Source organism: Allobosea massiliensis, from assembly GCF_042655245.1.
GTDB classification, from domain to species: domain Bacteria; phylum Pseudomonadota; class Alphaproteobacteria; order Rhizobiales; family Beijerinckiaceae; genus Allobosea; species Allobosea massiliensis.
The window spans coordinates 39721-62551 of sequence record NZ_JBHSLU010000073.1; the positions used below are offsets into that span (position 1 = coordinate 39721).

Annotated in this window: 21 protein-coding genes and 2 tRNA genes; 5 read left to right on the top strand and 18 right to left on the bottom strand. The window is 68.2% G+C overall.

Going from position 1 to position 22831, the window contains the following annotated elements:
* Positions 1-32: 32 nt before the first annotated feature.
* The 5 genes from ACFPN9_RS21695 to ACFPN9_RS21715 all read right to left on the bottom strand — a co-directional run bounded on the left by ACFPN9_RS21695 (position 33) and on the right by ACFPN9_RS21715 (position 5516).
* Positions 33-1055, bottom strand: a complete 1023-nt coding sequence (locus ACFPN9_RS21695) for an amino acid ABC transporter substrate-binding protein (RefSeq protein ID WP_377817581.1) — start codon at positions 1053-1055, stop codon at positions 33-35.
* A gap of 160 nt (positions 1056-1215) precedes the next feature.
* Positions 1216-2241 carry an amino acid ABC transporter substrate-binding protein gene (locus ACFPN9_RS21700; RefSeq protein ID WP_067997360.1) on the bottom strand — a complete coding sequence of 342 codons (1026 nt, stop codon included), beginning with the start codon at positions 2239-2241 and terminating at the stop codon, positions 1216-1218.
* A 389-nt stretch (positions 2242-2630) separates the two neighbouring features.
* The gene (locus ACFPN9_RS21705) at positions 2631-2957 is read right to left on the bottom strand and encodes a lipid-A-disaccharide synthase N-terminal domain-containing protein (protein WP_066735136.1); all 327 of its coding nucleotides are present in this window, start codon (positions 2955-2957) and stop codon (positions 2631-2633) included.
* A complete protein-coding gene (locus ACFPN9_RS21710; RefSeq protein ID WP_066735133.1) occupies positions 2954-3721 on the bottom strand; it encodes a glycosyltransferase family 2 protein in 768 nt (255 codons plus the stop codon). Before ACFPN9_RS21710 ends, ACFPN9_RS21705 begins: the two co-directional genes overlap by 4 nt.
* A 106-nt stretch (positions 3722-3827) precedes the next feature.
* On the bottom strand, positions 3828-5516 hold the full coding sequence (locus tag ACFPN9_RS21715; protein WP_245289754.1) for an ArnT family glycosyltransferase: 1689 nt from the start codon (positions 5514-5516) through the stop codon (positions 3828-3830).
* A 215-nt stretch (positions 5517-5731) separates the two neighbouring features.
* Between ACFPN9_RS21715 and ACFPN9_RS21720 the strand changes: the two genes are divergently transcribed.
* The gene (locus tag ACFPN9_RS21720; protein WP_066735127.1) at positions 5732-6019 is read left to right on the top strand and encodes a hypothetical protein; all 288 of its coding nucleotides are present in this window, start codon (positions 5732-5734) and stop codon (positions 6017-6019) included.
* 56 nt (positions 6020-6075) lie between these two features.
* On the opposite strand, the gene ACFPN9_RS21725 is transcribed toward ACFPN9_RS21720, so the two are convergent.
* From ACFPN9_RS21725 to ACFPN9_RS21740, 4 genes are all read right to left on the bottom strand, one after another.
* A tRNA-Arg gene (locus ACFPN9_RS21725) sits at positions 6076-6152 on the bottom strand.
* A 69-nt stretch (positions 6153-6221) separates the two neighbouring features.
* Positions 6222-6527: an ETC complex I subunit gene (locus ACFPN9_RS21730; RefSeq protein WP_066735117.1), complete on the bottom strand. Its 306-nt coding sequence runs from the start codon at positions 6525-6527 to the stop codon at positions 6222-6224.
* Between the two features lie 82 nt (positions 6528-6609).
* Positions 6610-6686, bottom strand: a tRNA-Pro gene (locus tag ACFPN9_RS21735).
* 69 nt (positions 6687-6755) lie between these two features.
* Complete coding sequence (locus ACFPN9_RS21740) at positions 6756-7271, bottom strand: DUF192 domain-containing protein (RefSeq protein ID WP_082735124.1); 516 nt, start codon at positions 7269-7271, stop codon at positions 6756-6758.
* Between the two features lie 179 nt (positions 7272-7450).
* Here ACFPN9_RS21740 and ACFPN9_RS21745 point away from each other — a divergent pair, with 179 nt between their 5' ends.
* The gene (locus ACFPN9_RS21745) at positions 7451-9265 is read left to right on the top strand and encodes a hypothetical protein (RefSeq protein ID WP_066735115.1); all 1815 of its coding nucleotides are present in this window, start codon (positions 7451-7453) and stop codon (positions 9263-9265) included.
* 95 nt (positions 9266-9360) lie between these two features.
* Positions 9361-9981 carry a CatB-related O-acetyltransferase gene (locus tag ACFPN9_RS21750; RefSeq protein WP_066735162.1) on the top strand — a complete coding sequence of 207 codons (621 nt, stop codon included), beginning with the start codon at positions 9361-9363 and terminating at the stop codon, positions 9979-9981.
* Here the strand turns inward: ACFPN9_RS21750 and ACFPN9_RS21755 are convergent.
* Genes ACFPN9_RS21755 through aspS form a run of 5 tightly spaced genes read right to left on the bottom strand, consistent with a single transcriptional unit; the run spans position 9953 to position 14402 of the window.
* Complete coding sequence (locus ACFPN9_RS21755) at positions 9953-11008, bottom strand: acyltransferase family protein (RefSeq protein ID WP_066735112.1); 1056 nt, start codon at positions 11006-11008, stop codon at positions 9953-9955. The genes ACFPN9_RS21750 and ACFPN9_RS21755 overlap by 29 nt on opposite strands.
* Positions 11005-11889, bottom strand: coding sequence for a glycosyltransferase family 2 protein (locus ACFPN9_RS21760; protein ID WP_066735110.1), 885 nt, complete (start codon positions 11887-11889; stop codon positions 11005-11007). Before ACFPN9_RS21760 ends, ACFPN9_RS21755 begins: the two co-directional genes overlap by 4 nt.
* Positions 11890-11931: 42 nt before the next feature.
* Entirely contained in the window at positions 11932-12231 is a 300-nt protein-coding gene (locus ACFPN9_RS21765) for a hypothetical protein (protein WP_066735101.1), read from the bottom strand.
* A 15-nt stretch (positions 12232-12246) separates the two neighbouring features.
* Entirely contained in the window at positions 12247-12618 is a 372-nt protein-coding gene (locus tag ACFPN9_RS21770) for a hypothetical protein (RefSeq protein ID WP_066735098.1), read from the bottom strand.
* Positions 12619-12623: 5 nt separating this feature from the next.
* Positions 12624-14402, bottom strand: coding sequence for an aspartate--tRNA ligase (gene aspS / locus ACFPN9_RS21775; RefSeq protein WP_066735158.1), 1779 nt, complete (start codon positions 14400-14402; stop codon positions 12624-12626).
* 162 nt (positions 14403-14564) lie between these two features.
* On the opposite strand from aspS, the gene rnd reads away from it, so the two are divergent.
* Positions 14565-15704: a ribonuclease D gene (gene rnd, locus ACFPN9_RS21780; RefSeq protein WP_066735095.1), complete on the top strand. Its 1140-nt coding sequence runs from the start codon at positions 14565-14567 to the stop codon at positions 15702-15704.
* A gap of 9 nt (positions 15705-15713) precedes the next feature.
* Here the strand turns inward: rnd and ppx are convergent, their stop codons facing one another.
* Both ppx and ACFPN9_RS21790 read right to left on the bottom strand, forming a co-directional pair.
* Entirely contained in the window at positions 15714-17291 is a 1578-nt protein-coding gene (gene ppx, locus ACFPN9_RS21785; protein WP_283805312.1) for an exopolyphosphatase, read from the bottom strand.
* The gene (locus ACFPN9_RS21790) at positions 17227-19422 is read right to left on the bottom strand and encodes an RNA degradosome polyphosphate kinase (protein WP_066735093.1); all 2196 of its coding nucleotides are present in this window, start codon (positions 19420-19422) and stop codon (positions 17227-17229) included. The genes ppx and ACFPN9_RS21790 overlap by 65 nt, the downstream gene beginning before the upstream one ends.
* A gap of 233 nt (positions 19423-19655) precedes the next feature.
* Between ACFPN9_RS21790 and ACFPN9_RS21795 the strand changes: the two genes are divergently transcribed.
* Positions 19656-20909, top strand: coding sequence for an acyl-CoA desaturase (locus tag ACFPN9_RS21795; RefSeq protein WP_066735091.1), 1254 nt, complete (start codon positions 19656-19658; stop codon positions 20907-20909).
* Between the two features lie 7 nt (positions 20910-20916).
* Here ACFPN9_RS21795 and ACFPN9_RS21800 read toward each other — a convergent pair whose 3' ends face one another.
* Positions 20917-21615 carry a P-loop NTPase family protein gene (locus ACFPN9_RS21800; RefSeq protein ID WP_377817582.1) on the bottom strand — a complete coding sequence of 233 codons (699 nt, stop codon included), beginning with the start codon at positions 21613-21615 and terminating at the stop codon, positions 20917-20919.
* Positions 21602-22711: an AI-2E family transporter gene (locus ACFPN9_RS21805; protein WP_066735143.1), complete on the bottom strand. Its 1110-nt coding sequence runs from the start codon at positions 22709-22711 to the stop codon at positions 21602-21604. The genes ACFPN9_RS21800 and ACFPN9_RS21805 overlap by 14 nt, the downstream gene beginning before the upstream one ends.
* Positions 22712-22831 lie beyond the last annotated feature (120 nt).

Below are 22831 nucleotides of genomic sequence, written 5' to 3' on the forward strand. Positions count from 1 at the left end.
GCGCAGAGCCATGCTGGGCAGGGCGCCGGGGGTCAGCGGATCGGCGGGGCGTATTGCAGCCCGCCCTTGGTCCAGAGCGCGTTCTGGCCGCGCGCGATCTTCAGCAGCGAGCCGGCGCCGACATTGCGCTCGAAGGACTCGCCGTAGTTCCCGACATGCTTGATGATGCGGTAGGCCCAGTCATTGGTGAGCCCGATCGCCTCGCCGAACTTGCCTTCGGTGCCGACCAGGCGCTTGATCTCCGGATTGTCGGATTTCAGCATCTCGTCGACATTGGCCTTGGTGACGCCCAATTCCTCGGCGTTCAGCATCGCGTAATGGGTCCATTTGACCACGTCGAGCCAGTTGTCGTCGCCGTGGCGCACCACCGGCCCGAGCGGCTCCTTCGAGATGATCTCCGGCAGAACGATGTGATCCGTCGGGACCTGCAGCTTCAGGCGCTCGGCATAGAGGCCGGAGGCGTCGGTGGTGAAGGCGTCGCAGCGGCCTGACTCGTAGGCCTTGATGGTCTCGTCGGAGGTGGCGAAGGCGACGACCTCGTACTTCATCTTGTTGGCGCGGAAATAGTCCGCGAGGTTGAGCTCCGTCGTCGTGCCCTGCTGGGTGCAGACCGAGGCGCCGGCGAGCTTCAGCGCGGAATCGATTCCGAGCTTCTTGCGGACCATGAAGCCCTGGCCATCGTAGTAGTTCACGCCCGCGAAGTTCAGGCCCAGCGAGGTGTCGCGCGACATCGTCCAGGTCGTGTTGCGCGAGAGCAGATCGACCTCGCCGGACTGGAGCGCCGTGAAGCGGTCCTTCGAGGAGAGCGGGATGTACTTGACCTTGTTCGGATCGTTGAAGATCGCGGCCGAGATGGCTTTGCACAGATCGACGTCGAGGCCGCTCCAATTGCCCTGCGCATCGGGGATGCCGAAGCCGGCGAGGCCCGGGCCGACGCCGCAGGTCAGGACGCCCTTGCTCTTGATCTGGCCGAGCAGCCCGGTCTGAGCCTGGGCGCCGGTGACGCAAATGGTTGCGGCGGCAGCGGCGAACGCTGCAGCGATGACGGTTTTCATGTCGTGTCCCCTGTTTGGCGGAACGGGTTCCTCCCGTTCTCGGTGAATTAGCAAGTCCTGGACCAGCGCGGCCCGTCTCTCTCTCCTCTGGGCGTCTTGCCGGTTGCGTGATGCGGGAAAAAAGCGGGCGCCGGATCGATCCGGCGCCCGCTCGTCGTTCTTAACGGACCGGCGGGGCGTACTGCAGGCCGCCCTTGGTCCAGAGCGCGTTCTGGCCGCGCGCGATCTTCAGCAGCGAGCCGGCGCCGACGTTCTTCTCGAACGACTCGCCGTAGTTCCCGACATGCTTGATGATGCGGTAGACCCAGTCATTGGTCAGGCCGATCGTCTCGCCGAACTTGCCCTCGGTGCCGAGCAGACGCTTGATCTCCGGATTCGGCGACTTCATCATCTCGTCGACATTGGCCTTGGTGACGCCCAGCTCCTCGGCGTTCAGCATGGCGAAGTGGACCCACTTCACCAGCGCGAACCACTGCGGATCGTTGTTGCGGACGGACGGACCCAGCGGCTCCTTCGAGATGATCTCCGGCAGAACGATGTGATCGTCCGGCGCCGTCAGCTTCAGGCGTTCGGCATAGAGGCCGGAGGCGTCGGTGGTGAAGGCGTCGCAGCGGCCGGCGTCATAGGCCTTGACCGTCTCGTCCGAGGAGGCGAAGGCGACGACCTCGTATTTCAGGTTGTTGGCGCGGAAGTAGTCGGCGAGGTTCAACTCGGTCGTGGTGCCCTGCTGGGTGCAGACCGAAGCGCCCGAGAGCTGCAGCGCAGAGGTCACGCCGAGCTTCTTGCGGACCATGAAGCCCTGGCCATCATAGTAGTTGACGCCGGTGAAGACGATGCCGAGCGAGGCGTCGCGGGTCATCGTCCAGGTCGAGTTGCGCACGAGCAGGTCGACCTCGCCCGACTGGAGCGCCGTGAAGCGGTCCTTGGCCGAGAGCGGGATGAACTTGACCTTCGCCGGATCGTTGAAGATCGCCGCGGCGACCGCGCGGCAGAACTCGACGTCGAGACCGCCCCAGTTGCCCTGCGCATCCGGCACGCCGAAGCCGGCGAGGCCGGTGTTGGAGCCGCAGTTGAGGATGTTGCGCTGCTTGACCTGAGCCAGCGTCGAGGGCGCCTGCGCCGAGGCGGCCGTCGCCGCCAGCGCCAGGCCCAGCCCCGCGACGGCGGCCGTCATGAACTTCTTCATGGTACTCTCTCCCATTGAAATGCTCCTGCCCGATATCGGCCGGCAGATGCCGTCGGTGTGGACGCTAGCGGCGCGACGGCCGCTGGATGCACAGAAATTATGCGCCATACCGTCCATTCGTCGATTGCCAGAGCCCCGCATGAGCGTCAAGCGGAGGCGTCTTGCGACGGCGTCCCCTGTCCACTGCATACATCACATGCGAGAATGTGGGGGCGGTCAAGCCTCGGGCGGGCTGCTCGACGAGCCGCCGCCGCCGCGGTGCCGAGGCACAGCCCTGCCTGATTCGGCGCCAGAACGGCGCGCCAACCTGCGAGGAGAGGCTTCCCGTCGATCGAAACCGATCGGGCTGGACTCGCAAGACGCACCGCCGACCGGTGGGCGACGGGGCCTCAGCCCTGCTGCCTTCGGCGGTTGCGGAAGATCAGGATCAGGTTGCGGGTGTAGATCACCATTGCGAGAGCCTGGCCCATGATGATGATCGGCTCGCGCCGGACGATGCCGTAGACCAAGGTCATCAGGCCGCCCGCCAGCGAAAAATACCAGAAGGAGAGCGGCATCACCGAGTTGCCCTCCCGCTCGCTCGCCAGCCACTGGACCAGGAAGCGCGCGGTGAAGAGCAGCTGCGCGACGATGCCGAAGGCGAGCCAGAAGTCAAACTTCAGCACGAAGACGTCGTAGAGATAGTCCGAGACGGCGTGACCGATCGAGATGATCATGGCTGCGCCTCCGGCACGATCTGGGGGATGCGGCGGCGGCGGCGGATCAGCCACCAGACGCCGACGAGGTCGAGAATGCCAACCCAGAGCCGGTCGAAGAAGCCGTAATTCGACACGCCTGTGAGACGCGGACGGTCGCGCACGTCCAGATGCACGACGCGGTAGCCTTCACGCACCATCAGAGCCGGCATGAAGCGATGCAGCGCGTCGAAATAGGGCAGCGCCAGATAGGCCTCGCGCCGGAAGCATTTCAGCCCGCAGCCGGCGTCGCGCGTGCCGTCCTTGAGCAGGCGTCCGCGCACACCGTTGGCGATGCGGGATTGCAGCTTCTTGAAGCCGGTGTCCTTGCGGCCGACACGCTGACCCTGGACGAGCCCGGCTTGGAGGCCGGCCCGCTGCAGAGCCTCCACCATCGCCGGCAGGAAGGCGGGATCGTTCTGGCCGTCACCGTCGAGCGTGGCGACGATCGGCGCGCGGGCATGGCGCACCCCGCTGCGCACGGCAGCGCTCTGTCCGCAGGACTCGGCATGGGTGACGATGCGCAGCCAGCTCCGTTCCGCGGCGAGGGCCGCCAGCGCCGCTGCCGTGCCGTCGCTCGAGCCATCATTGACGTAGATCACCTCGAAGGCGCCGATCGGCCGGCAGGCCGCCTCGATATCGGCGATCAGCGGCGCGACGTTGCCGACCTCATTGCGGACGGGCACGACCACGCTGAGCAGCGGCGCGGGCGAAGCGGCTTCGGGAGAAAAGGTGGGGTCGGTCAACAGACGATCATCCGGGAAAAACGGCCCGCAACCTGCGTCAGGGCGGCGCGCGGGGCAAGGAGCTTGGCAGGATGTCCGTTCGCCGGCGGACGCTGCCGGGAACGGGTCAGGGTCGGGTCAGCACCGCGATCTCGAGGCGCCGGCCTCCGTTGAGGTTGAAACCGCGCAGCGTCGTCACCAGCCGGGGCGTGATCCCCGTGGCGGGCAGCGCGGCCTGGAAGGCGGCGGCATGGCGCGCCTCGACCAGGGCGACCCGGCAGCCCGGCTGGGCGAGGAAGGTGGCTGCGGCGGAACCATCAGCGCCCATCGCGAGATCGGTGCCGACGAGGAAGACGAGGCTGGGTTCGCGATAACCGACCGTCATGACCGCCGGATCGGAGCAGCCGACCGAGCGGACCGCCTCCGCCAGGCGGGGCGAGAGCTTGAAGGAACGCAGGCTCTCGACCGCGAAGCCGTAGACACCGAGCCCGAGCAGCAGGCTCGCGACGACCCCGCGCCAGAGCGCGCCTTCGAAGTCGCTGCGGCGGAAGGCGGCGACCACCGTCCCGGCGACGAACAGCGCCAGCAGCAGGAACGGCAGGGCGAGATAGGGAATGGTTCCGTCCAGCGACCAGTTGGCCGCGACGATGACCCCGGTCAGGGCGAGCGGCACGATGACGACGAGCAGCGCCGTGGCGACGGAGCCGCGGCGGAAACGGTCGATCCCGTCATTCAGCACCGCGAGCAGCAGCAGCGCCGTCACCGCCGGGTAGAGCGGCAGCACGTAATGCGGCAGCTTGGTCGGCACCGCCTCGAAGACGAGCCAGGACGGCACGATCCAGGCCAGCAGGAACAGGACCTGCGGCTCGCGCCGGCGCAGCCAGGCAAAGGGCACGGCCATCGCGGCGAAGGCGGCCGCCGGCCAGTAGGTCCCGAAGAAGATCAGGAGATAGAGCCCCGGCGGCCCCCAGTGCTTCTCCTGCCCCTCGGCGACCTTGCCGAGCATGTCCTGCCCGACGCTTTCGGCGAAGAAGCTCCCGCCCGTCTTCCAGGCGATCGCCAGGAACCAGGGCAGGACGACGACGAGGCACAGCAGCAGGCCGGGGCCGAAGCGCAGCGGCTTCAGCCAGCGGAAGCTGCGCTCGCGGAGGCTGAGGACGAGGATGGCGAGGCCCCAGACCATGGGGACGATCGGCCCTTTCAGCAGCAGGCCGAGCGCCGTCGCGCCCCAGAACACCAGCCAGTTGCGCGAGCTCGGGACAAAGGCGAGCGAGCGCGTCCAGTCCAGCCAGGTTCGCGCCAGCGCGCCCATGGTCGCGACGGCGCAGGCAGCCAGCATCGCGTCGGTTTTGGCGATGCGGGCCTCGACGCCGAGCAGGACGCAGGCGGCCATCAGCGCCGCGCCGAGAAGCGCCATGCGTGCACTGACGAAGGCGAGCAGCGCCCAGTAGGTCAGCAAAACCGTGGCGATGGCACCGACGAGCGAGGGAATGCGGTAGAGCCAGATCTGGGTGCGCGCCTGCGGCACGCCCAGTGCCTCGCCGGCAGCGACGGTCGCGCTCTGCAGCCAGTAGATGCCGACCGGCTTCTTGTGGCGCGCCTCGTCCTGGAAGCGGATATCGACGAAATCGCGCGTCTCCAGCATCTGCTTGCTGGCCTGGGCGAAGCGCGGCTCGTCCCGATCGAGCGGCTGCAGCGTCTGGAAGCCGGGCAGAAACGCCGCCAGCGACAACAGCACCAGCAATACGCAGGCGCGGGCGTGGCTGGCTGAAGCCAGCGTCGCGAGACGGTCGAGCGCGGAGGTGAGCGACGGCATGGACATCCTCGCGACCGCAGCGATCGCAACTGGCTCGAAGCCGGAAAGGCCGCGGCGATGACCGGTCTTTCGGGCATGATCAAGGCGAAGGCCGCCAGGCAGCGGCCGGCGCGGTTTACGCCGCATGCTGCGCCGCGGCAAGTTCAGGACGCGGCGCCGACGCATGACATCGGCGGGGCAGGCCGCTAGCCTGCCGACTGGTGAGAGGGCCGACGATGGGCCGGCTGTTGCTGAAGGCGCTGCGCACCGGTCTCTGGGGCCTGCTGATCGGCCCGCTTGCGGCCGTCATCCTCGTCTTCGGCGCGATGATCTTCGATCCGAAATGCGGCGCCGGCGATTCCGGCGGCTGCGCCATGGGCCTCGTCACAGCCCCCATTGCCGTCGCGCTGCCGAGCTTCGGACTGTTCTTCCTCGGCGGGCTGGCTCACGGCCTCTGGCAGCGACGCCCTGCGGACCCGGCCGCTGCGATCCGGCGGCTCCGCAACTGGGGCCGCGAGGAGTAAGACGAGCATCACGGGGTGGCGAGCTCGCCCGGAGAGGGGGCGAAACGGGAAAGAAGTGGCGAGCCCGGCTGGATTCGAACCAGCGACCAGCAGCTTAGAAGGCTGCTGCTCTATCCATCTGAGCTACGGGCCCGAAGACGAAGGCCGTGGCCTCCGCCGGTCTCATCAGGGGCGAAGGCGAGCGCCCTGCCCCTTCAAGCTGTCAATGCGTCCACTGTCCGCGACGCGAGAACTTGAAATTGTCGGAATAGGCCACCGTCCGGCGCAGCGGCTCCTGCGGCTGCTCGACACGGAAAGGAATGCCGTTGCGCGTGGCATAGGTCACGGCCTCGGCCTCGCTGTCGAACCAGAGCTTGACCTGGCTCTTCATGTCGCCCGACGAGGTCCAGCCCATCAGCGGCTCGATCTGGCGCGGCTGCTCCGGCTCGTATTCCAGGAGCCAGCGCTCGGTCTTGGCGGTGCCGGACTGCATGGCCGTCCGGGCGGGGCGATAGATGCGTGCGGTCATGGCTCTCGCTCGACGCTCACCTGATAACTGGCCGTCTGACACGCTTGCCGCCGGGCCGTACCCGGTCGCAAGACGCCCGGAATGGTCGGGGCACCAGGATTCGAACCTGGGACCCTCTGCTCCCAAAGCAGATGCGCTACCGGGCTGCGCTATACCCCGACTGGCCATTCCACGCGTGGCGGTTGGCTATCACGTCCGGCGCCCCGCCCGCAAGCGCGGGGCGCCGGCTCAGCGCTTGAACAGGGCGTGCTCGACGCGGTCACCCGGCTTCACGCCGAGCGTGCGGCTGACCCCGCCATTGATCTCCAGCACCGACAGCACCGGCTCGCCCGAGGGAATCGTCCGCTGCGACAACGGTTCGGTGTTCTCGGCGATGCGCGCGATCGTGCCGTCGGCGCGGATGAACAGCATGTCGAGCGGGATGTAGGTGTTCTCCATCCACATCGCGACCGGCTCGGTGCGGCCGAAATCGAACAGCATGCCACGGTCGGCCGGCAGATAGCGGCGGTGCATCAGCCCCCTCGCCCGCTGTTCCGGAGTGCGCATGACCTCGACCTGGAAGACATGGCGCTTGCCGCCGCTGACGATGGCGAGGCTTTCCAGCGCCGCGGCCGGCGAGGCCGCGCCCTGGGCCAGGCGCAGGGGTTGCGCAGAGAGGCCCGCGGGCAGCGCCAGAGCGAGGCCGAGCGCTATTGCCGCGACGGCGCGGGTCACGGTGGACAGGAAACGGGGCTTGGCCTGCATCGTCGTCTCGGCTCCGGCTGGCGCGTCCTGCGAAGCTATGACGGCACAGATGGCGAATCTGCGACAGATACCGATCACGCAGGCCGCCCGGTCAAGTCTTTCGTCAGCATGCCGGAGCGTCGCGGCTTTCCTTCGCAGGCAGGTTGCGGCAGGGTCGCGCCACAAAACAGGAGACCGTCATGACCGCTCCGCGCCTGCACCGCCCGTTCGGTGCCGCCCTCGCTTTCGTCACGCTGGCGCTTTCGCAGCCGCTCGCCGCCGCCGATTTCCAGCTCGACAATGTCCGCATGGAGTTCGGCCTGGTGACCCTCTCGGCCCCGAAACTCGAGGTGAAGGGCTCCGCTCTCGAGCGTGAAGCCTTCCGCAGCCTGCTCGACATCAAGAGCGGCGAAACGGCGCTGGCGCGCATCGACCGCCTGAGCGCGGCCGAGATCCGCGCGCCGGAGCTCGTCGTCGAGGTCGCCCAGGGCCAGCAGAAGCAGATCACCACCTATCGCGACGTGCGTTTCTCGGATGTCCGGGACGGGCAGATCGCGCGGGGCGAATCGGCGGGCGGATCGATCGCCGGCCAGACTCCCGAAGGCGGCAAGCTCAGCGGCACGCTGCTGGCGCTGCGCTTCGAGGGATTCGACGTCCGCCAGACCGCGCGCGTGCTCGTCGACCGCGTTTCGGCCGGCCAGACCGAGCCGCTGCGCCCGTTGCTGCGTCGCGCCGAGCAGGACGGCTACAGCATCGACATGGGCCCGGCCGGCAAGATGAGCTTCGGCCGCACCACCAGCCGCGACGTGGCGGCGGCGGTGGGCCCCGAGCCGCTGGGCGATCTGCTGTCCCGCGCGATGGCGCTCTCAGAGCAGACCGCGGCCGGTGGCGCGGCCAAGGACGATCCGGTCCGGCGCGAGGCCGAGAAGCGCATGGGCATCGCCCTGCTCGGCTTCTATGACCGCGTCGAGATCGGCAGCGGCGAGATCCGCGACATGGTGATGACGGTGGTCGATCCGAAAGCGGCCAAGCCGGGGGCGAAGCCGGACCCCGTCGAGATCAGGATTTCGCGCATCGCCTATGGCCAGGAAGCGCCAGAGAAATCCGGCTTCGCGATCGAGGGATTGAAATTCGCCGGCGGCGGCGGCCGGGGCTCGGTCGATTCGATCAGCTATGTCGGCTTCTCCTACGGCCCCGTGGTGAAGGCGCTGCTGGAGGATCTCGGCCGGCCCGGCTCCGGCCCTGACATGGACGACTGGCGCCGCTACGTCCCGACGCTCGGCACGATGCGCGTGGTCGGGCTCTCCGTCGATGCCCCTCCGGCGAAGCCCGGCGCGGCTCCGGTGAAGGTTGCGCTCGGCACCTTCGAGATGAAGGCGGGCGAGCAGTTCAACGGCATTCCGACCAGCCTGTCACTGACGCTCGACAAGCTCGTCGCGCCGATCACCGAGGGGGCCGGCAATCCGGCGGCGCGGGATCTGATCGCCATGGGGATCCGTTCGCTCGACCTCTCGGCCAAGGTCGATCTCGCCTGGGACGCGGCGCGCAACGAACTGGCGATCCGGCAGGTCTCGCTCGGCGGCGACGGGCTGGCACGCCTCAATCTGTCCGGAACCTTGGGCAACGTGACCAAGGACCTGTTCTCGAACGATGCGGCTCTGGCGCAGGTGGCGGCGCTCGGCGCGACGGCCCGCGGTCTCACGGCGAAGCTGGAGAATTTCGGGCTCGTCGAGAAGCTGATCGCCAACGAGGCGCGCAAGGCCGGCCGCAAGCCCGAGGAGATGCGCCAGCAATTCGCGATGATCGCGAGCCTGGGGCTGGCCTCGATCCTCGGCCCCTCGGACGCCGCCAAGGCGCTGACGGCGGCGGTCTCGCGCTTCGTCGCCAAGCCGGGCACGCTGACGCTCGACGCGAAGGCGAAGTCTGCGAGCGGGCTCGGCCTCGCGGATGTGATCACCATCACGGACCCGACCGAGATCCTCGACAAGATCGACCTCAAGGCCGACGCGCAGTGACGCAGGCGCCCGAACCGGCGGAGGGACTGCCGCCGGAAGATCTGTCGTGGCGTCCGGGCGCGTTGGCGGCGCGGTGGGCGGCTCTGCCGCCTGCGCTGCGCGGCCTGTTGCGCAAGCGCCTCAATCCGCACAATCAGACGCGATTGCATCTGGCGGCGCTGATCGCCCGGCGGCCCGGCCAGATTGCGGTCGGCGCCTGGACCTATGGCCGCCCGAAGGTTCGCTTCCCCGAAAGCGGGGCGCGGCTGACGATCGGTCGCTACGGCTCGATCGCCGATGGCGTCGAGATCCTGCTCGGGGGCAACCACCGGACCGACTGGGTGACGACCTATCCGTTTCCAGCCCTGCCGGGGCTCTGGCCCGAAGCCGCCGCGATCGAGGGCAGCGACACCACACGCGGTGACGTCACCATCGGCCACGATGTCTGGCTCGGCTCACAGGCCATGATCCTGTCCGGCGTGACGATCGGCACCGGTGCCGTCGTGGCGGCACGGGCGGTGGTGACGCGGGACGTGCCGCCCTATGCCATCGTCGGCGGCAATCCGGCGCGCGTTCTGCGGCTGCGCTTCGACGAGGCGGATATCGCCGCGCTGCTCGCCAGCCGCTGGTGGGAGCTGCCACGCGAGACAGTCCTCGCTTTGCTGCCGCTGCTGATGTCCGGCCGCGTGGCGGACATCGTGGCCAGCGTCAGCGAGCGGCAACCAGCCGGCGCTTGAACCCGAGCGCGGGCTTCTCGACCAGATGCCAGGACAGCCAGGCGATGACGAGGGTCGCGAGGAGTCCCGGCCAGAACAGCGTCATCACGCCGGCGGCGGGAAAGAGGGCGTGGCTCGCCTGCTGGATCGGCCAGCCATAGAGATAGACGCCATAGGAGAGGTCGGAGGGCGGCTCGCTGCGCCACCGGGTCAGCGCTGGATGGAGCGCCAGTACCAACACGCCCCAGGCGGTCACCAGGTAGAGGGCGGTCTTGTAGAGCGGCGTCGGCGCGAGCAGGACGAGCGCGGCGAGCCCGAGTGCCAAGCCGGGCAGCGACAGGGGCACGCGCTCGCGGAACAGATAGATCAGCCCGCCGGCCAGGAAGATCAGCGGCAGCCGCAACGCCGTTTCGACCCCTTTCGGACCGTCCGGGTCAACGACCTCGCGGAGCACAACGGCAGTCAGCAACAGGCAGCCGGCCGCGAGCGCCAGCCTGGGCCTCGCCAGCAGCCCCAGCAGCCCGCCGACGAGCACGCCGAGATAGCAGATCGTCTCGTATTTCAGCGTCCACACGGTCCCCATCGGGAAGGGCAGCGGATTGCGGTCGAAGACACCCGGCAGGGCCGAGGCGCTTTTGAAGGTGGTCAGAGTGCCGGTGATGAAGCGACGCAGCTGCGGATCGGCGAGATAGGCACCGAGATCGAGGCGGGTCATGGCTGCGCCGAGGCCGAGCGCGACGACCAGCGTCGCGGCCACGAGGCCCGGCGCGATGCGCAGCGTGCGGGAAACGAGATAGTCGCGCCAGCCGCGGCGGTCATAGCTCATCGTCACCAGGAAGCCGGAGATCGCGAAGAAGCCGTTGACCGCATGCTCACCCAGGGTGAAGCCCGTCGTCTGGGCCCAGGGTTCGTCCTCGACGCGCCCGGTGGCGACGCTGAAAGCATGCGAGACCACCACGGCCAGAGCCAGAACGAGCCGCAGCAGACCGAAATTGTTGTGAGGACCGGCCAGCCCTTCCGCGACCGTCGCATTGCGCAACGCCCTCATGGCTGCGACTCCAACCCTTCGTGAGCCAGCGCCGAGCGGCCGCGCAGCCAGGCGAGCGCGCCGGCCGCGGAGCCGGCATGGGCGGCCATCTTCTCGCGCCGCAGGATCAGCGCGTAACCCGCTGCCTTGACGAGGTTTTCGACGATCCGGAGCGGGGACGGCCCCGGCAAACCGTATTTGCGGGCGACATAGCCCTCCGACCAGGCGAGGTGCCAGCGCGCCCTGAAGCGGCGCGCGGCCGACGGCGCGCTCGAACGCCCCCGCCCGTGCCCGGCCTCGGCTGCATGGACATGGACGAGCGCGTGACCGGCATCGCGCAGGCGGCGGCAGAGGTCGTCATCCTCGTAGAACAGAAAGATCGCCGGGTCGAAGCCGCCGAGCGTCCGGAAAACGTCGCGACGGATCAGCAGGCAGGCGCCCGAGAGGAAGGGCAGGCAGGCGTCGCCCTCCGGGATCGCCATCCCCCCGCTGCGGTTGAGATGCGGGGGCGAGAGCAGCGAGCGCGGCTGCAGGAAGATCCGGCCCGAAGGCTCGACGATGCGCGGGGCGAACAGGGCGGCGTCGGGATATCGTTCCGCGGCTTCGAGCAGCGCCGCGATCGCGCCCGGCCTGACCTCGACGTCGGGATTGACGATCAGCACGAAGGGCGTGTCGCTGGCGGCGACGCCCCGGTTGTTGGCACGGCCATAGCCCTCGTTGCGCGGGCTGGCGATGACGGTCGCGCCGAGCTCACGGGCGATGGTGGCGCTGGCGTCGCCGCTGGCATTGTCGACGACGATGGCCGGCACCCCCTCTGCGGCCAGCGCCGACAGACAGGCCGGCAGCACCTCGGCACTGTCATGGCTGACGACGATGGCGGTGATCAGGCTCGCGGCGGGCATTGGCGCCTTGTGGCCGCGATGGCCGATCCGAGGCAAGCGAATTCAGCGACGGGCCAGCGCCGCAACGTCGCGCTGAACGGAGGCGCGCTCGGCGGCGTCGCAGGCGCGCGGCGCCTTGTAGGATTTCACCGCAAAGGCCGCATTTGCCAGCGCGAAGCGGTGCCGCTCGTCTTTCCGCATATGCCCGACGATCCGTCCGCGATCGACCCGCAACCCGCAATCATAGGCGCGCGAGACCTGCGCCGCGGCGAATTCAGGCGTGCCCGGCAGCGGCCCCGCCGTGGTGCAGGCGGAAAGGCCGAGCGCCAGCGGCAGTCCGGCAAGCAGCGGGTGAAGCCTCATCGCGCGACGGCCTTGTCAGAGGCCGCTGAAATCGCCCGCGCGGATGCGCGTCATCTTCTCGCGGACCTCCGCGCGTTCCTCGGCGCCACAGGGCTTCGGCCGCACCATCTGGTTGACCGTCTCGCCTTCGGAGACCGTGACGTAGGTCGAGCGCGCGCTGGCGAGCTGCTCCGGGGTGGCGCCACGGGCCTTCTCGGCCGCGATGAAGCCATCGAGCGTGCTGCGGCTCGGCGTTCCGGCGCGGCAGGCGACCGAGCGCGAGACGAGGCTCGCCAGTTCCGAGGCGCGGGACGCGCTCGGATTGGCCGGGCCGGAGACGCAGGCCGAGAGCGGCAGCGCCGCGAGGCAGACGAGCGCGAGCGCGCGCACCGGAGCCGAAGCGGTCATGTCGATCAGCCGTTCTTCTCGGGCGCGTTGATGCGCAGATGCGCCTCGCGCAGCTGCTTCGGAGAGGCCTCGGCCGGTGCCCCCATCAGCAGGTCGACCGCCTGCTGGTTCATCGGGAACAGAGCGACCTCGCGCAGGTTGGTGGCGCCGGCCAGCAGCATGATGATGCGGTCGACGCCGGCCGCCATGCCACCATGGGGCGGCGCGCCGTATTGGAAGGCGCGATACATGCCGCCGAAACGCTCGATCACCGTCTCCTCGCCGTAGCCGGCGATCTCGAAGGCCTTCACCATCGCTTCGGGCTTGTGGTTCCGGATGCCGCCCGAGGCGAGCTCGAAGCCGTTGCAGGCGATGTCGTACTGGAACGCCTTAAGCGAGAGCGGATCTTCGCTCTTCAGCGCTTCCAGCCCACCCTGCGGCATCGAGAAGGGGTTGTGCGAGAAATCGACCTTCTTCTCGTCCTCATTGTACTCGAACATCGGGAAGTCGACGATCCAGGCGAAGGCGAAGGCGTTCTCGTCGATCAGCCCGAGCTCCTGGCCGACCTTGTTGCGGGCCGCTCCGGCGAATTTGTAGAACTTGTCGGGGTTGCCGGCGGCGAAGAAGCAGGCGTCGCCGGGCTGCAGACCCATCTGGGCGATGATCGCGGCGACGCGCTCGGGCCCGATGTTGTTGGCGATCGGCCCCTGCCCCTCGCCGTCCTCCTTGATCATCAGGTAGCCGAGGCCCGGCTGGCCCTCGCCCTGCGCCCAGGAGTTCATCCGGTCGCAGAAGGCTCTGGAGCCGCCCTTGGGGCCGGGAATGGCCCAGACGCGGTTCTTCTCATCCTCGAGGATGCGCGCGAAGACCTTGAAGCCCGAGCCGCGGAAATGCTCCGAGACGTCCTGCATCACCAGCGGATTGCGCAGGTCCGGCTTGTCGGAGCCGTATTTCGCGATCGCCTCGGCATAGGGGATGCGCGGCCAGTTCTTCGTCACCGACTTGCCGTTGCCGAACTCCTCGAAGATGCCGCCGATGACCGGCTCCATCGTCGCGAAGACGTCCTCCTGCTCGACGAAGCTCATCTCGACGTCGAGCTGGTAGAACTCGCCCGGCAGGCGGTCGGCGCGGGGGTCCTCGTCGCGGAAGCAGGGTGCGATCTGGAAGTAGCGGTCGAAGCCCGCCATCATCAGCAGTTGCTTGTACTGCTGCGGCGCCTGCGGCAGCGCATAGAACTTGCCCGGATGCAGGCGGCTCGGCACCAGGAAGTCACGCGCGCCCTCCGGCGAGGAGGCGGTCAGGATCGGCGTCTGGAATTCGGAGAAGCCGGCCGCCTTCATGCGCTGGCGCATCGAGTCGATGACCTTGGTGCGCAGCATGATGTTGTTGTGAAGCTTTTCGCGGCGCAGGTCGAGGAAGCGGTATTTCAGCCGCGTATCCTCGGGATATTCGAGATCGCCGAACACCGGCAGCGGCAGTTCGCCGGCCGCGCCCAGCACCTCGATGTCGGTTGCGAAGACCTCGACGGCGCCGGTGGGCAGGTTGGCGTTCTCGGTGCCGGCGAGGCGCGCCTTGACCTTGCCGTCGATGCGCACAACCCATTCCGAGCGCAGCGTCTCGGCGGTGGCGAAGGCCGGCGAATCCGGATCGATCACGACCTGGGTCATGCCGTAATGGTCGCGCAGGTCGATGAACAGCACGCCACCATGGTCACGGATGCGGTGGCACCAGCCGGAGAGGCGGGCCTGGGAGCCGATGTCGCTCTCGCGAAGGGCGCCGCAGGTGTGGGAACGGTAGCGATGCAGGGTCACGGGGATGATCTCTTTCGGGGTCGCCCGGAGGCGCGCCGCAGGCGGTCAAATCTGCCGGCGTAAGCACACGCGGGCGCGCGGCTTGTCAAGGATTCAGGTGGGATTCCGAACGCTGCGGACTCGACGCGGCGCCCCCTGCTCCGTTAAGCCCGAAGCATGAAGCTGATCACGACCACGGCCGACCTCGCCGACGCCTGCGCGCGCCTCGCCAGCCACCCCTTCGTCACGGTCGATACCGAGTTCCTGCGGGAGACGACCTATTATCCCAAGCTCTGCCTGATCCAGCTCGCCTCGCCCGACGAGGCGGTGCTGGTCGATCCGCTGGCGCCGGAACTCGACCTCGCCCCCTTCTTCGGGCTGATGGTCAATGAGGCCGTGGTCAAGGTCTTCCACGCGGCCCGGCAGGATCTCGAGATCGTCTGGATGCTCGGCCGGGTGCTCCCGACGCCGCTCTTCGATACGCAGGTCGCGGCGATGGTCTGCGGCTATGGCGACTCGGTCGGCTACGAGCAGCTCGCCAACGATCTCGCCAAGGCGCGCATCGACAAGTCTTCGCGCTTCACCGACTGGTCGCGCCGGCCGCTGAACGAAGCCCAGCTCGTCTATGCCGAGGCCGACGTCACCCATCTGCGCGAGATCTACCGGGCCTTGAAGGCCGATCTCGAACAGACCGGCCGCGAGAGCTGGGTCGCCGAGGAAATGGCGGTCCTCAATTCCCCGGCCACCTATGAGGTGAAGCCCGAGAATGCCTGGCAGCGCCTCAAGGGCCGCATCCGCAAGCCGAAGGAACTCGCCGTGCTGATGGAGCTGGCAGCCTGGCGCGAGCGCGAGGCGCAGCACCGCGACGTGCCGCGCCAGCGCGTGCTCAAGGACGATGCGCTGATGGACATCGTCCAGCGCGCACCGCGCTCGGTCGAGGCGCTGGCCGAGCTGCGCTCAGTGCCCAACGGTTTCGAGCGATCCCGCTCGGGCGGCGAGGTGCTGGCGGCGATCGAGCGCGGGCTCGCGCTCGATCCCAAGACCTTGCCCCGGCTGGAGCGCGAACGCGGCCGCGGCGGCAACGGCGCCGTGCTCGACCTCCTCAAGGTCCTTCTCAAGGCGGTGGCCGAGGCGGAGCGCGTCGCGCCCAAGATCATCGCGTCCAGCGATGATCTTGAAGCCATCGCCGCCGATGACGAGGCCGATGTCCCCGCGCTGCAGGGCTGGCGGCGCGGTGTGTTCGGGGAGAAGGCTCTGGCGCTCAAGAGCGGCGAACTCGGGCTGCGCATCGAGCGCGGCCGGGTCGTTGTCGGCTGAGCGGCGGGCTCAGACGCGGGCGATCTCCCAATCGCGGCCGAGCAGCTTGGCGAGCTGCTTCAGGCGGCCGATGACGCGGTCGCTGGCCAGCGGCGCCAGATCGTCGGGCAGCCGCAGCACCAGGCGCCCATCGACGCAGGTCGCGGGCATGCGCGGCAGCAGTCCCGCCATGCCGGCCGAGAGCAGATAGGCGACGCGGAAGATCGCCGCGAGCAGCACAGCACGCTCGAGGATCGGCGGCGGCAGCAACGCCCGCAACCCGCTGGCTGCGGGAGAGTCGGATTTCAGCCCGGCGTATCGATGGAAGATCGCCAACGCCAGGAAGGCGCGACCGACATGGTCGATGCCGGTGAAATAGGCATGGGCGATGACATTCATGCTCTGCTCGCCGCGGTAATCGGGATGGGCGCGCCAGCCGATGTCCGAGAGCAGGCAGACGGATTCGATCAGCCGCGGCGACGGCTCGTCTCCGGGCAGCCCCGCCGTCTCGAGGATGGCGCGGCTCCAGGCGATCAGATCGGCGGCATGGCGCGGGTCGCGGGCGCGCAGATGGTTGTAGTCGCGGGCGGCGCGCAAGAGCGGGTCGGCGGCGCGCTCTTCGTCGGAAAGCTGTTCGTGCAACAGCCCCTCGCGGACGCCCTGCGCCGAGATGATGACGGCGCGGGGCTTGCCGCGCTTGATCAGTTCGTCGAGCACCAGCGCGCCATAGGCCAGCAAGGGGCGCCGCGCCGAGGAAACGGCATCGATCGCGTCGAGCCCCGTCAGGTCGGCCTTCTCGACCAGCTTGACGAAATCGGCCACGTCCTTCGCCGGCAGCGTGTAGCCATGCATGACATTGAGCGGATAGTGGACCTGATGCTGGTGGAGCGTCGCCAGCGCGCGCCAGGTGCCGCCGACGGCATAGAAGTCGCGCCCCTTCATCGCCTCGATCTGCGGCAGCTTGTCGAGTTCGTCCTTGACGATCTTCTCAGCCGCCTTGAGCGAGTTCTTGGAGCGGTCCAGCAAGGCGAGGCCGCCGAGCGGCACGCTTGCCCCCTCCCCGACCGTGCCGCGCGAGACGGGAATGAGTTCCAGGCTGCCGCCGCCGAGGTCGCCGACGACGCCGTCGGGATTGTCGAAGCCAGAGAGAACGCCGAGGCCCGAGAGCACGGCCTCCCGGTCGCCGGAGATCAGCTCAATCGGCTGGCCGATGGCCTGCTCGGCCCGGGCAATGAACTCGGCGCCATTGCTGGCATAGCGCGCGGCGGCGGTGGCGATGACCCGGATCTCGCCGACATGCATCGCCTCGCAGAGGATGCGGAAGCGCACCAGCGCCGCGATCGCCTTTTCGACGGCTTCGGGCGCAAGCCGCCCCGTGGTCGCGACCTGGCGGCCGAGGCCCGCCATCTCCTTCTCGTTGAAGACCTGGGCGGGCGCACGCGCGACCATCTCGTAGACGACGAGACGGACGGAGTTGGAGCCGATATCGACGATGGCGAGCGTTCCGGCCCCAAGCCCGAGCCGGCCGGGCGCGGTCAGAACGTCACGCTTTGCGCCCCCCTCGACGGGAGAGGGAGCGGGGGCTGGAATTCGAGAGTGATTTGCCACGTCCTGACAGACTCGGGTTCGTCATGAAGTACTTGTGAGCGTTGAACGACTCTTCGTTCGGCGCCGGGACAATGCGTCGGGAGCCGCCGTCCGGCAAGATCGTCCAGCTCTGTTCGTTGTCGAGGAAGTTCGCCAGCATGATCTGTTCCAGCAACTGCTGGTGGACCGTCGGGTTCAATATCGGCGTCAGCGCCTCGACGCGGCGGTCGAGATTGCGCGGCATCAGATCGGCCGAGGAGATGTAGAGCTTGGCCTTGGCGGAGGGCAGACCGTGCCCGGCGCCGAAGGCGTAGACGCGGGTGTGTTCGAGGAAGCGCCCGATGATCGACTTGACGCGGATGTTATCGGACAGGCCCGGCACGCCCGGACGCAGGCAGCAGATGCCGCGCACGACGAAGTCGATCTCGACGCCGGCCTGGCTGGCGTCATAGAGCGCATCGATGATCACGGGATCGACCAGCGAGTTGCACTTGCCCCAGATCGCGCCCTTGCGGCCCGCCTTCACATGGGCGACCTCCTCGGCGATGTCGTCGAGCAGGCGCTGCTTGAGACCCACCGGCGAGACCGACATTTTCTCCAGCTCGGCCGGCTCGGCATAGCCGGTGATGAAGTTGAAGACTCGCGCCACGTCCTGCGACATCACCGGATCGGCGGTGAAGAAGGACACGTCCGTGTAGATGCGCGCGGTGATCGGGTGATAGTTGCCGGTCGCGATGTGGCAATAGGAGACGAGCTGCCCGGCCTCCCGACGCACCACCAGCGACAATTTTGCGTGGGTCTTCAGCTCGATGAAGCCGTAGACGACCTGCACGCCCGCCCGCTCCATCTCCTTGGCCCAGCGGATGTTGGCTTCCTCGTCGAAGCGCGCCTTGAGCTCCACAAGAGCCGTCACGGACTTGCCGGCCTCGGCGGCTTCGGTCAGCGCCTTGACGATCGGGGAGTTGGCCGAGGTGCGGTAGAGCGTCTGCTTGATCGCGACGACATTGGGGTCGCGGGCCGCCTGCTGCAGGAACTGCACGACGACGTCGAAGCTCTCATAGGGGTGGTGGACCAAGAGGTCCTTCTGCCGGATCGCCGCGAAGCAGTCGCCGCCGTGCTCGCGGATGCGCTCGGGAAAACGGGCGTTGTAGGGCTTGAACTTCAGGTCCGGCCGGTCGACGCCGACGAGCTGGGACAGCTCGCTCAGCCCGATCATGCCCTCGACCTCGACGACCTCGTCCTCGTCGACCTTGAGCTCGCGCACGATCAGCTTGCGCAGATGCGCCGGCATCCCCGTGCTGATCTCGAGCCGGATGACGACGCCCAGCCGGCGCAGCTTGAGCATGGTCTCGAAGACGCGGACGAGATCTTCCGCCTCCTCCTCGATGTCGAGATCGGTGTCGCGGATGATGCGGAAGGAGCCGGTGCCCTTGACGTCGTAGCCGGGGAAAAGCTTGCCGATGAACAGCGAGACCGCGTCCTCCAGCGTGATGAAACGGCGCTTCTCCTCGCGGGCGAGATCGGGCAGCTCGATGAAGCGGTCCATCTTGATCGGCACGCGGATCAGCGCGTCGAGCTGGCGCCCGTCGCTGACGCGCTCCAGCGCCAGCGCGACGGTAAAGCCGAGATTGGGAATGAACGGAAAGGGATGGGCCGGATCGATCGCGAGCGGCGTCAGCACCGGGAAGACGTAGTTGAGGAAGTAGTCCTCCAGCCAGACGCGCTCGGCCGGGCCGATATCGCCGGGCGACAGCAGCTGGATGCGGTTCTCGTCCAGGTCGCCGCGCAGCTCGACCCAGCGGGCCTGCTGGTCCCGCGTCAGGGCCGCGACGGCCTCGCCGAGCGCAGCGAGCTGGGCGGCCGGCGTTAGGCCGTCCTGGCTCGGCGTGACCACACCCGCCTTGAGCTGCTCACGCAGGCCCGAGACGCGGACCATGAAGAACTCATCGAGATTCGCGGCCGAGATCGAGAGGAAACGCAGCTGCTCGAGCAGCGGGTGATTTCGGTTGGAGGCTTCCTCCATGACGCGCCGGTTGAACTGGAGCCAGGAGAGCTCGCGGTTCATGAAGCGGGCCGGCGAATCACGCAGTGGCGTCGGTTCCTCGGCGGGGGGGTGAGGCACGGCCTCGGCGGCGCTGGGTTGCGTGTTCATGCGCTTGGCGCTCGTTCCGGTCGCTGCTCTGGCCACGGTCGTCTCCTTGCGCGTCTTGAGCCACCGTAGCGTGACGGTTCGATGACAACCATGTCATTTCCGGCTGAGGGCGGTGCCGGCGCGGCTGCGTCGCTGCACCCTCTTGCAAGGCGCGGCCGGCTCCTGTTTCGTGCCGGCGCGGGGTCGGCTCCCCGGGCGGCCTTTCCCGGCCGTCTGAATCGACAGAGGCCATTTTGAGCAGTTCTTCCCAACGCGACGATGGCGACATCGTCTATCCGTCCGCCATTCCCTTCGTTCTCGCGCATCTGGCCTGCTTCGGCGCCCTCTGGAGCGGCGTCACCGCCACCTCGGTCTGGCTCGCCATCGGCCTCTACTGGCTGCGCATGTTCGCCGTGACCGGCGGCTATCACCGCTATTTCTCGCACCGTACCTACAAGACCAGCCGGATCGGGCAGTTCCTGCTTGCAGCGTTGGCACAGTCGACGGCGCAGAAGAGCGTGTTCTGGTGGGCCTCGAAGCATCGCCACCACCATCGCTATGCCGACACCGAGCATGATGTGCATTCGCCGGTGCAGACTTCCTTCGCCTATTCGCATGTCGGCTGGATCTTCAGCCGCGACCACCACGTCTTCGACGATTCGACGATCCCTGACCTGACGAAGTTCCCTGAACTGCGCTGGCTGCACCGTTTCGAACTGGCGCCGGCGATCCTGCTCGCAGGGTTGTGCTTCCTGATCGACGGCTGGGCGGGGCTCTTCGTCGGCTTCTTCTGGTCGACGGTCGCTGTCTATCACGCCACCTTCTGCATCAACTCGCTCGCCCATGTGCATGGCGACAAGGATTATGTGACCGGTGACGAGAGCCGCAACAACTGGTGGCTCGCCATCATCACCATGGGCGAAGGCTGGCACAACAACCACCACGCCTATCAGTACAGTGTCCGCCAGGGCTTCCGCTGGTGGCAGATCGACCCGACCTACTACATCATCCTCGGGCTTTCGAAGCTGCGCCTGGTCTGGGACCTGAAGCAGCCCCCCCAGGCCGTGGTCGACCGCTCGCAGGCGCTGCCCCCGCGCGTGATCGAGCGCTCGGCCGAGCGACTGGCGGCCTCGGTCCCGGTCGATCGGGTGGTCAGCGCCTTCCGCGAGGCCTATGCCTCGACCCCTGCTTTGCCCGAGCTGCACTGGCCGAGCCTGACGCTGGCCGAGCTTCGGGCGGCGCTGGCCGATCTGCAGGAACGCGCCGGCGATCGTTTCGCGGAGATCCAGAACCAGGCTGCAGAGGCCTGGGCGCAATGGGATGCCTCGAGCTGGCAGCTGCCTGTCCTGCCCAGCCGCGAGCAGCTCAACGCCAAAGCCGCGGCGATGTTCGTCAAGACGCCCTCGCTCGACGCCATCGCCAACCGCGCCCACGAGCTGCTGGTCGAGGCGATGCATGCGCGGCTCGTCGCCCTCCCGGTCGAGGCCGGCCCGCGCCGCCTCGGCTGAGGCGGCTTCACTCCTCGGCGTAGAGGTGCTCCAGCGCCTCTGTCGCCAGAGGCCGCGTGACGCGGCGGCCGCGTTCGAGCGACAGCCTGTCGAGCAGGTCGACCAAGGTGCGCGCCGCGGCGAAGGAGCGCTCCATCCGCAGCGCCAGCATGTCGATGATCCCGGTGTCGACCACGAGCTGGCGGTCGATAAAGAGTTTGACGAGGACGGCGCGCAGCAATGCGTCGTCGGGGGGCTCGATCCGGGCCTCCGGCGCCAGCCGCAGCCGTGACAGCAGATCCGGCACGCGCAGACCCCACTGGTCGGGCGCCGTGCGGGCGGTGAGCAGCAGGTGGCCACTGCGCGCCTTGACCGCATTCATCAGGTGGAACAGCGCCGCCTCGTCTTGCAGGCCGCCGTCGCAATCCTCGACCACCAGCGCGCCGCCGGAGACGAGATGGGGCACCTGGGCATCCAGAACCTCTCTCGCTGACACGGTCCAGGCATGGGCGCGCTTGGCCCAGATCGCAGCGAGATGCGTCTTCCCGGCGCCTTCGGGCCCGACCAGGCGAAGCCAGGCGTCCGGCCAGTGCGGCCAGGCCTCGACCAGCCCGTAGGCGGCCTCGTTGGACGGACCGATCAGGAAATCCTCGACGCCATGGCGGCTGTCGACCGGCAGGTCGAACGCCAGCTGGCGCGGCCGAGGCGGTTGCTCAGGCATCGACATCGAGGCGCGCCTGCACAGCCGCGGCCTTGGTCGCGTCGCCGCCGTGATAGATGTTGCTAGCGAGATATTGCCGGAGCGCAAAGCGGCAGAGTACGCCGATGACGGCGGCGAGCGGCACCGCCAGCAGCAGCCCGACGAAGCCGAAGAGCGAGCCGAAGGCGAGCAGCGCGAACATCAGCCAGACCGGGTGGACGCCGATCGAGTCGCCGACGAATTTCGGCTGGAAGATGTTGCCCTCGAGGAATTGTCCTGCGGCGAAGACCGCGAGCGTCGCCAGCGGCCAGGTCCAGTCCGGCCAGAACTGGACGATCGCGACGCCGACCGAGAGCACGAGTCCAGTCAGCGAGCCGACATAGGGAATGAAGGACAGGAAGCCGGAGATGATTCCGATCAGCGCGCCGAAATTGACCCCGAGCAGGCTGAGGCCCACCGCGTAGAAGATGCCGAGCAGGAGGCACACCAACGCCTGGCCGCGCAGGAAGCCGGCAATGGCGACATCCATCTCGTGCAGCAGGCCGCGGATAGTGTCGCGATGATCGAGCGGCAGCCAGCTGTCGACCGTGGCGCACATGCGGTCCCAATCGACCAGCAGATAGAAGGCGATCACCGGGGTTAGCACCAGCAGGGAGAACACGCCGACGATGGCCGTGCCGCCGGTCCAGAGCGACTGCAGCACGCTGCCGACCCATTTGGTCGCCTCGCCGACGAGATTCCCGAGCGAGCTCTTGGCCTCTTCGGTCAGCGCCGTGCCGCCGAAACGCTCCAGCCAGGGGCCTCCCTGTTCGAGAACGAGGGTCTGCAGACGCTGCGCGTCCGCCGGCAGACGGGCCACCAAGCCCGCGAGCTGCTGGCCGAGCAGCGGCACCAGCAGGACGAGCGCCAGCACGAAGATGATCAGGAACACCACGAGGATGAAGATGGTGGCGGCGAGCCGGCCCATCCCGATGCGCTCTAGGCGATCGGCCAGGGGGTCGAGCAGATAGGCGAGCGCCAGCGCCGCGATGAAGGGCAGCAGCACGTCGCGGAAGACGACGAGGAACAGCACGAGCACGGCGAGCGAGAGCAGCCAGAACCCGATTTGGCGTTGGAGTGTCATGGTCTGGCCTTTCGCGGATCCGGCGTCGCCGTCCACAAATGGATCGGCAGGCCCGAGGTTCCAAGACCTTTCCGCGTCGCCCTCCGCGGGCGGCGTCGCAAAGGCGCCGCCCGGGCCGGG

Bases quoted from the DNA above. Each gene is read 5' to 3' on its own strand.
- ACFPN9_RS21745 (WP_066735115.1), top strand. From the start codon at position 7,451: ATGACCGCTCCGCGCCTGCACCGCCCGTTCGGTGCCGCCCTCGCTTTC.
- ACFPN9_RS21720 (WP_066735127.1), top strand. From the start codon at position 5,732: ATGGGCCGGCTGTTGCTGAAGGCGCTGCGCACCGGTCTCTGGGGCCTG.
- ACFPN9_RS21755 (WP_066735112.1), bottom strand. From the start codon at position 11,008: ATGAGGGCGTTGCGCAATGCGACGGTCGCGGAAGGGCTGGCCGGTCCT.
- ACFPN9_RS21765 (WP_066735101.1), bottom strand. From the start codon at position 12,231: ATGAGGCTTCACCCGCTGCTTGCCGGACTGCCGCTGGCGCTCGGCCTT.
- ACFPN9_RS21805 (WP_066735143.1), bottom strand. From the start codon at position 22,711: ATGACACTCCAACGCCAAATCGGGTTCTGGCTGCTCTCGCTCGCCGTG.
- ACFPN9_RS21790 (WP_066735093.1), bottom strand. From the start codon at position 19,422: ATGAACACGCAACCCAGCGCCGCCGAGGCCGTGCCTCACCCCCCCGCC.
- ACFPN9_RS21705 (WP_066735136.1), bottom strand. From the start codon at position 2,957: ATGATCATCTCGATCGGTCACGCCGTCTCGGACTATCTCTACGACGTC.
- ACFPN9_RS21695 (WP_377817581.1), bottom strand. From the start codon at position 1,055: ATGAAAACCGTCATCGCTGCAGCGTTCGCCGCTGCCGCCGCAACCATT.
- ACFPN9_RS21740 (WP_082735124.1), bottom strand. From the start codon at position 7,271: ATGCAGGCCAAGCCCCGTTTCCTGTCCACCGTGACCCGCGCCGTCGCG.
- ACFPN9_RS21715 (WP_245289754.1), bottom strand. From the start codon at position 5,516: ATGCCGTCGCTCACCTCCGCGCTCGACCGTCTCGCGACGCTGGCTTCA.
- ACFPN9_RS21770 (WP_066735098.1), bottom strand. From the start codon at position 12,618: ATGACCGCTTCGGCTCCGGTGCGCGCGCTCGCGCTCGTCTGCCTCGCG.
- ACFPN9_RS21800 (WP_377817582.1), bottom strand. From the start codon at position 21,615: ATGTCGATGCCTGAGCAACCGCCTCGGCCGCGCCAGCTGGCGTTCGAC.
- rnd (WP_066735095.1), top strand. From the start codon at position 14,565: ATGAAGCTGATCACGACCACGGCCGACCTCGCCGACGCCTGCGCGCGC.
- ACFPN9_RS21760 (WP_066735110.1), bottom strand. From the start codon at position 11,889: ATGCCCGCCGCGAGCCTGATCACCGCCATCGTCGTCAGCCATGACAGT.
- ACFPN9_RS21730 (WP_066735117.1), bottom strand. From the start codon at position 6,527: ATGACCGCACGCATCTATCGCCCCGCCCGGACGGCCATGCAGTCCGGC.
- ACFPN9_RS21700 (WP_067997360.1), bottom strand. From the start codon at position 2,241: ATGAAGAAGTTCATGACGGCCGCCGTCGCGGGGCTGGGCCTGGCGCTG.